A 13,716-nucleotide genomic window follows, 5' to 3' on the forward strand; every position below is an offset into this window, starting at 1 on the left:
GGTATCGCTCATTGTCGGCCATTTTGTGAGGATTGAGCGCCTTGTTCTCGCGGATAAACAGGTTGTCGCGAATGAGCCACTCCTTGGAGTTGCTGTGAAGCGCATTGCCGATGCGGCTCACCGTGTTCTTGATGTTACGGGTGGTGTCGTAGACTGTGCGGTCAAACCCGATGTGACGAACTTCAATGTGCCGGATGATCTTTCCCTCGAAGGGAATAAAAGCGTCCTCACTTTTTACGGCCTGCGTGGGATTTGTCTGGCTTTTGCGGGTGATCGACTTCAGAAGCCTCTTCGGAACCTTTGCATTCTTGATGTTTTCAATAACATGCTGAACCTTGGTGGTATCCTGGCTGACGGTATCTTTTTTCTCCTGCGCGAAAAGCATTCCGGGCAGGGCCAAAACGGCTAAAAAAACGATAAACCTGCCTGTTCTCATGCGCGAAAAGCTTTCCGGTGCTCCGGGAATATGCAATAAAAAATCAATCCCGGTTAATGTCAATAAAATGCATTATTCAAGCAAATCTGATGCAAATAAGCAGGTGGGTGCGCGGTGATAGTGCGGTTTTGCGCAGAAATTATTTTTTGTTGGCAAGGTAAACACCTCCGATCACCGCCACCATGCCTATGAAATGGGCTATGACAAGCTGTTCTCCATCCAGCAGGCCCCACATGACCGCTACAATGGGAATGATGTAGGTGACCGAACTGGTGAACAGCGGATTGCTGATCTTCACCAGCAGGTTAAAAAGGATGGTAGCCACTGAGGTGCTCATGATGCCCAGCAGCACAATATAGCCCAGCGCCTGCCATGCCCCCGGTTCGGCCGTGAGCTTATGGGTAAAATCTGTAAATCCCAGCAGATAGGTCAGCGCCAGCGGACTGATGAGCATGATGGAAACGCTGGTAATGGTCAGGGCCTTCAGCTCGGTGATCCTGTATTTGATGAAATTAAGGTTGAGCGCATAGAGCACACAGGCCGTGATCACCAGGAGGGCATAGTGATTGATGCCGCCGATGCTGCCACCCGATTTTGCGAAGATGAGCACGACCGTTCCGGCCAGGCCGATGATGATACCGAACAGTGACTGTGTACGAAAAGGTTGCCCGAATAGAAACACCCCGACCAGCAGGGTACAGATGGGGGTGAGGCTGTTCATGATGCCCGTAACAGAGCTTTCGAGCTGGGTCTGCGCCGTGGCGAAAAGAAAAGCAGGAATGAAAATACCCATCAGTCCTGACGCAAGAAGCTGCAGGTAATGTTTGCCGTTGAGTTGTTTAAGGTGAACGATGGCGATGGGCAGCAGGAAGATGGAAGCCGCCACCACCCGTATGGATCCTACTTCGCCCGGTGAGAACACCAGCAGACCACGTTTCATCAGGATAAACGAAGTGCCCCAGATCAGCGAGAGCAGGATCAGGAGCGTAAGAGACGTTGTTTTGTTATTTTCAGGAACTGACATGCCAGCGTGTACGGATTTGAGCGGGCAAAGATTGGCAAACCGGGCAGTATTTCAAACCGGAATCTTGCGGATTAGTCCACGGTCCACGGTCAACAGTCCACGGACAGTGGGTGCTAAATCTGCTTGCTTCCTGTCTCTGAGAGGTACGGGGTACGTCCCGATAGCTATCGGGATACGAGGTACGATTAAAGCCCATCACTACCCGGCTGTGGTCTGTGGACCGTCGACTGTGGACTATTTTGGTATATTTGACAACCATGAAAAAGATATTGCTTCCCGGTCTGGTGTTGTGCTTCCTGGTAAGCTGTTCCATCAGCCACATCACCAAAGGTAAGGCCAGCAGAAATCAGGAATTGATTGGCGAAACCGCCAGCATCGTTCTGGAGAAGAAGATCAGGCGCCTGAACATCGACACGCTGCGTGATGAAGACCTCCGGAAACGACTCAAAAAACTGAACGCGTGGAATGTTGAAGTAGCATACGACAAGAAAACAGAGTTCGATAGTGTCGTGGTCTTTTCCAGGCCGGGCTTCTCTCTTTCTTCCGAGCAGATCATCTATGACTTCGCCCGCAAGAAGCGCGACCTTGAAACCACGAAGAATGGACTGGTCCCCATCTCCGACCGGATCTACTACCGGGAAATCATGTGGATCATCAGCTAGTCTGCATCCCATTATTTTAACAGATCGCCGCCTGACTCCCCCAAACTTTGAACCTTAAACTTTAAACTTCAAACTTTAAACTTTTAAACTCCAAACTTTGAACTTTTCGAACTCCGTACGCGCCTTAAGAAATAGTACCCTGTTACCCATCACGTTGTGCCTGCTCGCAGCCTGTGATAAACGCTCCGACAAAGATAATGGCACAGTGAAATCGCCATCAGATGCTGTTGCGTCCATCAACTACAGCGTTGTGGCCACGCATCCGCATGATGTTACGTCGTTCACGGAAGGATTGCAGGTTTATGGAGGAGATCTGTACGAGAGCTCCGGTGCGCCGGATGACCTGCCACAGACAAGCTCGGTAGCAGGTATTGTTGACCTGACGGAAGGTGTTATTCATAAGAAGGTGATCCTCGATAAACATCGGTACTTTGCCGAAGGCATCACCTTTCTGAACAACAAGCTCTTTCTGCTTACTTACCAAACCAAAGTTGGTTTTGTGTACGATGCCCGTACATTTAAGCAGCTTCGTGAGTTCAACTTTCCGAGCGCTGAAGGGTGGGGCATGACCACTGACGGCACGCACCTGATCATGAGCGATGGCACAAACCGCCTCACGTATCTTGACTCTGCTTCGCTCAAGCCCGTAAAAACGATCAATGTCTCTGACAACAAGGGGCCGGTAGCAAATCTCAATGAGCTGGAATACATCAATGGTTTTATCTATGCGAATGTGTACACCACCCACTATATTGTGAAGATAGATCCGTCAGGTAAAGTGGTGGGCCGCATCGACCTTACCTCACTTGTACAGGATGCCCGGTCAAAGAACAGCCACGCCCTGGAATTGAACGGCATCGCGCTCGATCCCGCCACTGGCAACGTATACGTCACCGGTAAGCTGTGGCCGAATATTTATGCGATCAAGTTCAGGTATTGAATAGCAAATAAAGCGAACTGAAGAACCTGGCTTGTATGGAAACAGTGTTGAACCTGGTGGATATTCTCCCATTTGCTGAACCAGACAGGAGCGTACTACAGAAATTGTACCTTCAGGTGCGACAAGCCAGTTTTATCTGGTTGGATACATCTCGTTTCAAGCTTGGCGCTTTTGACGATGATACCAAAGATGAGCTTATTCTTGTAGCAAAAATTGGTAATAAAATAGTTGGATTTATATCGGCCTGGATACCTGACAATTTCATTCATCACCTGTATGTTGATAATCAATACCAGCATAACGGCATCGGAACCAAACTACTGAAAGAGATGGTGTGCAGACTTCAGTATCCGATAACTTTGAAGTGCCTGAAAAGCAATGTATCGGCAATAAAATTTTATGAACGCAATCAATGGCACGCCAAATCGGAGGCGGTGTCAGAAGATGGGCCGTATATTTTATTCGAATTATCAGGTAGCTCCTGACTCCTTACTTCTTTTCTTTCCGAATTCCTTCCGAAGATCTCTTCTCAAAAACTCACCTTTCCGTTGGAACCATAATCCCCGCATACTTCTCGCTCACCTCATCCAGAATAGTATTCACCTCACTTTCATTGTCCGCTTCCACAAGCCTGGTGCGGTAGGGTTTAAAATCAGGCATGCCCTTGAAATAGTTGGTGTAGTGGCGGCGCATTTCGAAGATGCCGAGGCGGTCGCCTTTCCAGCGGATAGAAAAATCAAGATGTTTTTTTGTTACGCGGATCCGTTCGGCCACATCAGGAGGCAGGGGCCGCTCACCATGTTTCAGGTACTGCTTCACTTCGTTGAAGATCCACGGGTAGCCAATGGCGGCACGACCGATCATGATACCATCAACGCCATATTTGTTCTTATACTCGAGCGCTTTTTGCGGCGAGTCGATGTCACCATTGCCGAAGATGGGGATGTGCATGCGCGGGTTCTCCTTGATCCTGGCGATCAGCGTCCAGTCGGCCGAGCCTTTATACATCTGCACGCGGGTTCTGCCGTGAACCGTCAGCGCTTTGATACCAATATCTTGTAGCCGCTCGGCAACCTCAACAATATTCTTTGAGTTGTCGTCCCAACCCAGGCGGGTTTTAACGGTAACAGGCAGGGAGGTACACTTCACGATCTCCTCTGTCATTTTCACCATCTTGGGAATGTCCTGTAAAAGCGCGGCACCGGCACCTTTGCATGCCACGGCCTTCACCGGGCAGCCGTAGTTGATGTCGATCAGATCCGGGTTTACAGCAGCCGCAATTTCCGCGGACTGCACCATATTGCCAATGTCGCCACCAAACAGCTGGATGCCAATGGGCCGCTCGTATTCAAAAATGTCAAGCTTCTGGCGGCTTTTAACGGCATCGCGGATCAGCCCCTCCGATGAGATGAATTCCGTGTACATGAGGTCAGCACCACCCTCCTTGCATACCGCTCTGAAAGGCGGATCGCTCACATCTTCCATCGGCGCCAGCAGGAGTGGAAAATCACCTAAGTCTATATTACCAATTTTCGCCATATTTGCCGCTGTCTGTCCCCACAGCAAGACGCAAAGTTAAGCCAATTTTAAGATGCTGGAAAATGATTTGAGTCAACGCCCCGAAAGACACCCTGTCGCCAACCTGATCATCATTCTGGGGCTCGTGGGGTTGGGGTTCGTCTTCGTAGGCCCCGTTGTGGGGTATTTCGCAGCCATGCCGTTCTATAATGGCAGCGGTGAAGAGCTTTTTGCGGCCATCCAGGACCCCATCAATCACCCGGAAGTAAAGGTCCCGATTTATATCATCCAGGGATTTGCCACGCTGATCGGTTTGATCGTGGTGCCGGCATTGTTTATGGCGCGGAGTGGCAGGGCCGTGGCGGAATTTTTCCGGAACCAAAAAACGGAATGGGTACCGATACTGATCACGGTGTTTGTGGTGGTCATTTTTATGGCCGTGAATTCCGTGTTTGTTGAATGGAACAGCAACTTCAAGTTTCCGGATTTTGAGCTTGCGCGCAAGTTTGAAGCCTGGGCGCGGGAGAAAGAAGATACAGCCGCCGAGCTCACGGAATTCCTCACCCGGTTCAAGTCACAGGGAGAGCTGCTCATCGCCATAATCGTTATCGCAGTGCTGCCGGCCATCGGCGAAGAGATCGTTTTCAGGGGGCTGATCCAGAACGAATTGCATCGCGCCACCAAAAATGTTCACGCGTCTGTCTGGATCGCGGCGGTGCTCTTCAGTGCCATCCACCTTCAGTTCTTCGGGTTCGTGCCCCGTGTGCTGCTGGGTGCGTTGTTCGGATATTTATACTATTGGTCCGGAAACCTTACACTCGCAATCCTGGCGCATTTTGTGAACAACGGAGTATCCGTCATGGCCATGTATTTTTATCAGCAGGGCGCCTTTGAATACGATATGGAGAGCACGGAATCTGCGCCTATCACCGTGGTGATTATTTGTACTTTAATGACGGCGGCACTGTTATTTTATTTCCACCGATATTTCCAGCATCGTAAACCCTCTATCTCCTGATCGTGACATCTTCCCTGAAAAAATACAGTAACCTTACCCAGCGCATCATTACAGGTTTACTTGGCTCGGCCGGCATTATCGCAGCGATCTGTTATAGCCCATGGACCTACTTCGCGGTGTTCTTTTTCATCTGCACCCTGGCGTTGTGGGAATTCTACAAGCTGGCAGGCCTTGATGGACTGGCGCCTCAGAAAGTATTCGGCACCTTCTGTGGCATCCTGGTTTTTGTGCTTTCATTCCTCATCGAAATGCAGCTGGTCTCGTACCGGTATTACTTCCTCATTTTTCCGCTGATCTCGTTTGTGTACATGATCAAGCTCTACAAAAAATTCGAGCGCAAACCTTTTACAAACATTGCCTTCACTTTTCTGGGGATCTTTTATGTAGCGGTTCCTTTTGCGCTGCTCAATATTGCTGCTTTTGAGAATGGCCATTACCATTACCAGATCATCTTCGGTTGTCTTTTCATTCTCTGGGCCAGCGATACCGGTGCTTACTTCGCCGGAACATTTTTCGGGAAACGGAAACTGTTCGAGCGGATCTCCCCCAAAAAATCATGGGAAGGTTTTTTCGGAGGCGCGGCATTGGCCATGGCGTTTGCTGTTGGACTACCATTCTTTTTTGAATCTATCGGTCAGCAATCCACGCTCTCGCTTATCGACTGGATCATCGTTGGTCTCATCATCATTGTGGGGGGTACGTTCGGCGACCTGGTTGAATCACTGCTGAAGCGAAGCATCGAGATCAAAGACTCAGGCGATTCACTGCCCGGCCACGGAGGTTTTCTCGACCGTTTTGATGGTCTGCTGATCTCCGCGCCTTTTATCGTGGCTTACATCGAGATCTTTTAACATCGTTAGTTCCAGGGATGACATCCTTCAAAAGAATGTCATCCCTGTACCGTCACCAAACCCTGCTATGTCACTGTTCAGCAAACTCGACCGGTTTTTTGAAAAGCGCAAAGATTATGGCGCCGTTTTTCTCCGGCTGATCATTGGCTGGAGACTGATCGATGGAACGCAGGACAATGTATTCAGCTGGGAGCGCATGATCGAGTTCAGGAATTTCCTGGAGCAGCATGGCGTACCGTACCCCCTTGCCGCAGCCCATGTCTCCGTTTATGCGCAGTTCATCTGTGGCATTTTATACCTGCTGGGTGCCTTTGTACGACCTGCAGCCCTGGTGATGATCGTTAATTTTATCAGCGCCCTGTACATCGCTCACCAGGGCACTACTTTTCAGCAATCTTTTGAAGCGCTCATGATGCTTTTCGGTTCCGCTTTCTTTTTATTCTTTGGTGCGGGAAAAATTTCTCTTGACGATTGGCTCAATCACAGAAATAAATTTTAATATTCGGCTGGTAAGTAAAATGTTCTATGTCATTTCGGCCGTAGCTCATTTTCGTTTAAAAACCGACTGCCTGAGTGTTATTTATTTATCTTTGCAACCGTTTTAGATCATTAAAAAACCAGCATCATAAACCCGCTGGCATTAAAGTTTATCATTCAAAACTGGCATAATTCATCCGTACTATGGGATATATCGAACCGGCCCCGCTGAAAGACAGAGAAAATCCTTTCGAAGCCATGATGTCACGATTCCAGGTAGCATCACAGATCCTGGGACTTGAAGACGAGATCTACAATGTTTTAAAGAATCCGGCACGGCAGGTGATCGTTTCACTTCCGGTGACAATGGATGACGGAACCATCAGGGTATTCGAAGGTTATCGCGTTATTCATTCCACCATCCTGGGTCCTTCCAAAGGAGGGATCCGGTTTGATGTGAACGTGAACCTCGACGAAGTGAAAGCCCTGGCGGCGTGGATGACCTGGAAGTGTGCCGTGGTGGATATTCCGTACGGCGGCGCTAAAGGTGGCGTGGCCTGCAATCCGCGTGAGATGTCGGCCGGTGAGATTGAACGTCTGATGCGTGCCTATACGCAGGCGATGGCCGATGTATTTGGTCCTGACCGCGATATTCCCGCTCCGGATATGGGAACAGGCCCGCGTGAAATGGCATGGCTGATGGACCAGTTCTCAAGGGTGCAGGGTATGACAACCCACGCAGTGGTTACTGGAAAACCTATCGTGCTCGGTGGATCACTGGGCAGAACAGAAGCAACAGGCCGCGGTGTAATGGTGTCTGCCATGGCCGCCATGGAAAAGCTGAAGATCAATCCGTATAAGGCTACCTGTGCCGTGCAGGGATTTGGAAACGTGGGTTCATGGGCGGCAAAGCTGCTGAGCGAACGTGGCTTGCTGGTGCAGTCCATCAGCGATATCTCCGGCGCATACTTCAATGAAAAGGGTATCGACATCGAGGCTGCTTCAAAGTACCGCGAGGCGAACAAAGGCTCGCTTGAAGGCTTTGGCGGCGCACAGAAGATCTCCAACGACGACCTGCTGACCCTGCCCGTAGACCTGTTAGTACCGGCCGCCACAGAAGATGTGATCACCGGCCAGAATGCTCCCAACATCAAGGCAAAACTGATCGTGGAGGGTGCCAATGGTCCCACCTCATCGAAAGCCGACAATATCATCAATGAAAAAGGCATCATGGTGGTGCCGGACATCCTCGCCAATGCAGGTGGCGTTACTGTTTCTTACTTTGAGTGGGTGCAGAACCGCCTGGGCTACAAGTGGACCGCTGACCGCGTGAACCGCCGGTCTGACCGGATCATGAAAGATGCCTTCATCAACGTCTACAAAACTTCGAAAGAATACAATGTGCCGATGAGGATCGCTGCTTACATGGTGGCCATCGATAAGGTAGCCAAGACCTACAAATACCGGGGAGGCTATTAAAAGAATTTAGAATATAGGCGTTAGCCCCGATAGCTATCGGGATTAGAATGGCTGAAACCCTACACGGAAGCAGGTAATGGAACCTGCTTTTGTATTTATGCTAACTGCTGAATTCTATATTCTAAATTCTTAAATTTACGCTCTTAAATTGCGTCGGTATCATTCTAACTCCTAAATTCTATATTCTAAATTCTTCTCATTTATGACCATACATCGTGAAGGGCACATCGTATTATTTGTATTGCTGCTGGTTCTTTTTGCCCTGAACATCGGCATCTATTTTTATTTCCCCGGGAGCGTGCTCATTCAGAATTCCGTCATTTTCGTCAGCGTTATCTTTTATATTCTGATCCTGCAGTTTTTCAGGAACCCCGTGTTTGCCATTACACAGAATACAAAACATGTGCTGGCGCCGGCCGATGGCAAAGTGGTTGTGATCGAAGAAACAGAAGAAACCGAATACTTCAAGGAGAGGAAAAAGCAGGTGTCTATTTTTATGTCGCCGGTGAATGTTCACGTCAACCGTATGCCGGTGAGTGGATCGATCAGCTTCTTCAAATATCATCCAGGTAAATACCTGGTGGCGTGGCATCCGAAGTCGAGCACGGAGAACGAGCGCACTACCATTGCTGTGAAAATGAACAATGGTGTAGAGATCCTTTTCCGCCAGATCGCAGGTGCGCTGGCACGACGCATCAAATGGTATGTGAAAGAAGGTGATAAGCTTGACCAGGGACAGGAGTTCGGGTTCATCAAATTCGGCTCCCGGGTGGATATTTTTCTCCCGCTCAATGCCAAAATCGTTGTGAAGGTGGGCGATGTGACCAAAGGTGGCCGCACCATAATTGCAGAATTGGATTAAAATCTGCGTAAATCCACGTAGAATAGTACACATACTATCCTGTATTTGCACTCCTAACGCTCGTTTATTTTTTTATTTATTCATAGCTTTAGAGAATCTTTCTGTTGTAAACCCGTTATAGAAAGACTTTTTACGCTACTAGCTCTTTATGAATTCAAACCCCATCCGCTTTTCTTCGGCCCGTGCTGACTTTTTTTCAACGTTGAATCAGCGCGTTAACGAGTACTTCAAATCGAACAACATCAGTCGTTACGCCAACAACGAGATGAAGTTCAAAACCTTCGCGATGTTTGCCATTTATTTTACACCGTATATCCTCATGATGGCGGGCGTGGTGACAAACCTGTGGGTGATGCTCGGTCTGTGCGTGGTGATGGGCTTTGGTATTGCAGGTATTGGGTTGTCTGTGATGCATGATGCCAATCACGGCGGATATTCACGGAAGCCATGGGTCAACAACCTGCTCGGGTTCTCGCTGAACCTGGTGGGTGGCAACGCCTTTAACTGGAAAGTGCAGCACAACGTGCTCCATCATACTTATACCAACATTCATGACGTGGATGAAGACATCAGCCCGCGCGGCATCCTGCGCATGACACCTTACGGCGACTGGAAATTCATCCATCGCTTTCAGCACATCTACGCGTGGTTCTTTTACGGACTGCTTACCCTGGTGTGGGTAGTAGTGAAAGATTTTGTGCGCATCATCCGCTATCAGAAAGACGGTATGGTGAAGAAACAGAAGGCCAACATCTTCGCGGAGTGGGCTATCCTGATCGCTACCAAAGTGTTGTATGTGCTGTACATCGGCGTGTTGCCGGCGGTGATCCTCTCCCTGGTCTGGTGGCAGGTTCTCCTCGGCTTCCTGGTAATGCATTACATTGCCGGTTTTATCCTCGCCATTATCTTCCAGCCCGCGCATGTTATCGACGGCACAGAGTATCCGATGCCCGATGAGCACGGAAAAATGGAGAACAGCTGGGCGATCCATCAGCTGCTCACCACCACAAACTTTGCGAACAACAACCGCGTGCTCAACTGGTATGTGGGCGGTTTGAATTTCCAGGTTGAACATCATCTCTTCCCGAATATCTGTCACGTACATTACCGGAAGATCTCTTCTATCGTAAGAGATACTGCCCATGAGTTCGGGCTTCCATACAAATCAGAGCCTACCTTTATCGGGGCGCTGGTAAGCCATGCGAAGCTGTTGAAACAATTGGGTGAAAAACCGGTGCTGCAACCTCAAACTGTAACAGCCGGCTATTAAATGACAAATCCTGTTTTGCTTCTTCACGGAGCACTGGGGTCGAAGACACAGCTCGATCCGTTGAAAGTGGCACTGGAAGCAAGTGGCAGAACTGTCTATTCCCTCAATTTTTCAGGCCATAGTGGCGAATCTTTCCGAAAGGATTTCGGCATCGAGACCTTTGCCGATGATGTGTTGCGTTTTATGCAGGCACAGGAGTTGAAGACCGCCGACATTTTTGGCTACAGCATGGGTGGTTATGTGGCCCTCTGGCTGGCGCATCAACATCCGTCAGGCATAGGCAGGATCGTGACGTTGGGAACGAAGTTCGACTGGACACCCGAATCCGCCGAAAGAGAAGTAAAGAAAGTAGATCCGCAGAAGATCGAAGAGAAGATCCCTGCGTTCGCGAGAATATTACAACATCGCCACGCCCCCAACGACTGGAAAGAGCTCCTTCACAAAACCGCCACCATGATGACAGCGCTTGGCCATAAGCCCTTGCTGACGCTGGAGATCCTGGAAACCATTACCCACGATGTAACAGTATTGTTGGGAGACCAGGATGACATGGCAGACCTGATGTTCTCTAAAAAAGTAGCCGAAGCCCTCCCACACGGAAAATTTGCTTCCCTCGAAAAAACACCCCACCCGATAGAGCGCGTGGATGTGAAGTTCCTGCACAGGGTACTGGGGGAGAGTTTAAAGTCTAAAGTTTAAAGTTGTTGCCGGTTACCGGTTGCCTGTTGCCGGGTCTGTGAGTCCACGCCTTCACGTTTTGTGTTTTGTTCGAAGAGGACATGAGATAGATGGTCTGACCTGAACTGGCTACTCCGGCAACTAACGCAGCGACCACAGCTGCCGGTGATAAAGTTCTCGATTGATTTTTTAAAAATAGGTTTCCGGTAATATTGTCCGTACCTTCAGAGAAGCAATTGCGGTCTTATAATTCACTGCCAGGACTCCTGCCCCAGGAAAAGTGGTTTCTTATCTCTCCTCAATTCACTGACCTTTAGTGCTTTCACTCCCCCAAAGCGGTCAGCATTTAGCAATATCATTAAACCGTTGACGTATGGCGCAGAGAATTATTGATAGGAGTTATGTAGGGGAAGTGCTTCAGCACGTATACGATAGTGATCTTGACATCAGCATTACATTAATTTCAAGAGGCGGATACTTCTACATTGCCAGTGAGGACAAACGTTTTTCGTTGCAAGGTACAACCATTGAGGAGGCGGTCACGCACTTTGCATTTGAGCTTGCGAAGGAGTTTCCTTCTTCAAAATTCGCAACCTGGTGGGTGAATAATTTCCGCGAAGAAGAATATAACCGTCCAGGCCACAGGGATAAACATTATTGATAATTGTCCTGAAGTGATAAGCGACATCTTGATCGGAACAGCCTGTGATCGCGTTCATGACAAACAACATTTAAAAACAAAATCTATGAACATCCATTTGATAAGATCATTGACTTTAAACAAAAGCGATACGACGTGCATTATAACATTCCGTCTGCCAAATCACTGATAGTGCCTGTGAAAAACTTTGGCGATGAAGTGTTGTGCGATGTTCGCTGGGAGAATGAGAACGGCGAGTTGAAGGTGTTGCACGAAAAAATGTTTACAAGCGGAAACCTTATTCGGCTAAATCCGCTGATAGACGAAAAGTTGTTCGAAATATGGGCGCATTATTACGGGGAGCCTGCTTTAAATTGATACGTGCTTCTCTGTCGAAATTCATTACCCCGCCAGTAAAAATCCAATCCTTTAACAGCCCTGAATGAGAATGAGGCAGCTTAAAATCTCAAAACAGATCACCAACCGCGAAACGCAGTCTCTTGATAAATATTTGCAGGAAATCGGCAAGCTCGGTCTGATCACAGCAGAAGAAGAGGTAAACCTTGCCAGGCGTATTCGCGGCGGAGACCTTATTGCCGTTGAAAAGCTTACCAAAGCAAATCTGAGGTTCGTAGTTTCTGTTGCCAAGCAATACCAGAATTATGGCCTGACCCTTGGCGACCTGATCAATGAGGGAAACCTGGGCTTGATCAAAGCTGCAAAAAGGTTTGATGAAACGCGTGGATTCAAGTTTATATCATACGCTGTGTGGTGGATCCGGCAATCCATCATGCAAAGCCTGGCCGAGCAATCGCGGATCGTGAGGCTGCCTTTGAACAGGGTAAGCGGGCTGAACAAGCTGCTGAAAACATTTTCAGTGCTTGAGCAGGAATACCAGCGCGATCCAACCACTGACGAGCTGGCCCAGGCAATGGGAGTAAACGCAGAGGAGATCGCCCAAAACCAGCAATATTCGGGACGGCACGTATCTGTGGATGCACCTTTTCATGAAGGTGAGGAAAATTCTCTGCTGGATATTATCGCCGACACAAAGTATGAAATGCCTGATTCAGAATTGCTGTCCGACTCATTAAAGACGGAAATTCAACGGGCACTGTCCACGTTAACCGCTCGGGAATGTGAAGTGATGACATTGTATTTTGGGTTGGATGGCAACGCGCCCATGACACTCGAGGAGCTCGGTGACAGACTGCATCTGACAAGAGAGCGGGTGCGCCAGATCAAAGAGAAGGCTACACGTAGGTTAAGATACTCCTCAAGGCACAGATCCTTAAAATCATTTCTGGGGTAGTGCCTGGCTCAACTCAAAAACGTTGTGGGGAATTGTTTTCCTGGTATTTAATGTTCAGTCTCGATCGCCTTTCCAAGCAGCTTTTTCACCAGTTCTGCGATATCAGTTGAGGAAAAGGGCTTAAGTAAGCAGGCATCTGATTTTGACAGCGGGCAGAGTATTTCAATATCTGCGTTGCCGCTGATCAGGATAACCGGAATACCTGCAGTGCGCGGATCGGCCTTAATCGATTTACAGATGTCGACACCGCTGTCACCAGGCAGGTCTACATCTACCAAAACGATGTCACATGAAGCTGCCATTGATAACACCAGCAACGTATCTCCCACGAAAAGCGATTTAACAGAATAGCCCAATCGCCTGAACAATGCGGTGGCAATGGTGTGAAAGTCGACATTGTCATCTACGATCAGAATTGTTACGCCCTCTCCTTTTATAGCCATATCGTGCTTTTTTTAACAGGCAGTATCGACTATAAAATTGCTTAAAATAATAAACACTGGTCCCCTGAGTGATAGATAGTAACAAATGATGCCAATGTGATTTGGC

The 13,716-nt window shown here is 48.7% G+C and carries 15 protein-coding genes and 1 pseudogene; 12 read left to right on the forward strand and 4 right to left on the reverse strand.

Features of this window, described 5'->3' with window-relative positions; translation table 11 throughout:
* Nucleotides 1-436, reverse strand: a pseudogene (locus KK083_RS30140) (hypothetical protein); the annotation flags it as partial.
* 139 nt (nt 437-575) lie between these two features.
* On the reverse strand, nt 576-1,460 hold the full coding sequence (locus KK083_RS30145; protein ID WP_254169876.1) for a DMT family transporter: 885 nt from the start codon (nt 1,458-1,460) through the stop codon (nt 576-578).
* 257 nt (nt 1,461-1,717) lie between these two features.
* Here KK083_RS30145 and KK083_RS30150 point away from each other — a divergent pair, with 257 nt between their 5' ends.
* From KK083_RS30150 to KK083_RS30160, 3 genes are all read left to right on the forward strand, one after another.
* Entirely contained in the window at nt 1,718-2,122 is a 405-nt protein-coding gene (locus tag KK083_RS30150) for a hypothetical protein (protein WP_254169877.1), read from the forward strand.
* A gap of 97 nt (nt 2,123-2,219) precedes the next feature.
* A complete protein-coding gene (locus KK083_RS30155; protein WP_254169878.1) occupies nt 2,220-3,062 on the forward strand; it encodes a glutaminyl-peptide cyclotransferase in 843 nt (280 codons plus the stop codon).
* Between the two features lie 35 nt (nt 3,063-3,097).
* A complete protein-coding gene (locus tag KK083_RS30160; protein ID WP_254169879.1) occupies nt 3,098-3,547 on the forward strand; it encodes a GNAT family N-acetyltransferase in 450 nt (149 codons plus the stop codon).
* A gap of 52 nt (nt 3,548-3,599) precedes the next feature.
* On the opposite strand, the gene dusB is transcribed toward KK083_RS30160, so the two are convergent.
* A complete protein-coding gene (dusB, locus tag KK083_RS30165) occupies nt 3,600-4,601 on the reverse strand; it encodes a tRNA dihydrouridine synthase DusB (RefSeq protein WP_254169880.1) in 1,002 nt (333 codons plus the stop codon).
* A 52-nt stretch (nt 4,602-4,653) separates the two neighbouring features.
* Here dusB and KK083_RS30170 point away from each other — a divergent pair, with 52 nt between their 5' ends.
* From KK083_RS30170 to KK083_RS30210, 9 genes are all read left to right on the forward strand, one after another.
* Nucleotides 4,654-5,598: a CPBP family intramembrane glutamic endopeptidase gene (locus KK083_RS30170; protein WP_254169881.1), complete on the forward strand. Its 945-nt coding sequence runs from the start codon at nt 4,654-4,656 to the stop codon at nt 5,596-5,598.
* 2 nt (nt 5,599-5,600) lie between these two features.
* Nucleotides 5,601-6,449, forward strand: coding sequence for a phosphatidate cytidylyltransferase (locus KK083_RS30175; RefSeq protein WP_254169882.1), 849 nt, complete (start codon nt 5,601-5,603; stop codon nt 6,447-6,449).
* 67 nt (nt 6,450-6,516) lie between these two features.
* The gene (locus KK083_RS30180) at nt 6,517-6,948 is read left to right on the forward strand and encodes a DoxX family protein (protein ID WP_254169883.1); all 432 of its coding nucleotides are present in this window, start codon (nt 6,517-6,519) and stop codon (nt 6,946-6,948) included.
* A 182-nt stretch (nt 6,949-7,130) separates the two neighbouring features.
* On the forward strand, nt 7,131-8,405 hold the full coding sequence (locus KK083_RS30185; protein ID WP_254169884.1) for a Glu/Leu/Phe/Val family dehydrogenase: 1,275 nt from the start codon (nt 7,131-7,133) through the stop codon (nt 8,403-8,405).
* A gap of 202 nt (nt 8,406-8,607) precedes the next feature.
* On the forward strand, nt 8,608-9,267 hold the full coding sequence (locus KK083_RS30190) for a phosphatidylserine decarboxylase family protein (RefSeq protein ID WP_254169885.1): 660 nt from the start codon (nt 8,608-8,610) through the stop codon (nt 9,265-9,267).
* 148 nt (nt 9,268-9,415) lie between these two features.
* Complete coding sequence (locus tag KK083_RS30195) at nt 9,416-10,537, forward strand: fatty acid desaturase family protein (protein WP_254169886.1); 1,122 nt, start codon at nt 9,416-9,418, stop codon at nt 10,535-10,537.
* Nucleotides 10,538-11,236, forward strand: coding sequence for an alpha/beta fold hydrolase (locus KK083_RS30200; protein ID WP_254169887.1), 699 nt, complete (start codon nt 10,538-10,540; stop codon nt 11,234-11,236).
* 352 nt (nt 11,237-11,588) lie between these two features.
* Nucleotides 11,589-11,876 carry a hypothetical protein gene (locus tag KK083_RS30205; RefSeq protein WP_254169888.1) on the forward strand — a complete coding sequence of 96 codons (288 nt, stop codon included), beginning with the start codon at nt 11,589-11,591 and terminating at the stop codon, nt 11,874-11,876.
* A gap of 427 nt (nt 11,877-12,303) precedes the next feature.
* Entirely contained in the window at nt 12,304-13,167 is an 864-nt protein-coding gene (locus KK083_RS30210) for a sigma-70 family RNA polymerase sigma factor (RefSeq protein WP_254169889.1), read from the forward strand.
* A gap of 47 nt (nt 13,168-13,214) precedes the next feature.
* On the opposite strand, the gene KK083_RS30215 is transcribed toward KK083_RS30210, so the two are convergent.
* Nucleotides 13,215-13,610, reverse strand: coding sequence for a response regulator (locus KK083_RS30215; RefSeq protein ID WP_254169890.1), 396 nt, complete (start codon nt 13,608-13,610; stop codon nt 13,215-13,217).
* Between the last annotated feature and the right edge of the window lie 106 nt (nt 13,611-13,716).

Source organism: Chryseosolibacter histidinae (genome assembly GCF_018598225.1).
Taxonomy (GTDB): domain Bacteria; phylum Bacteroidota; class Bacteroidia; order Cytophagales; family Cyclobacteriaceae; genus Chryseosolibacter; species Chryseosolibacter histidini.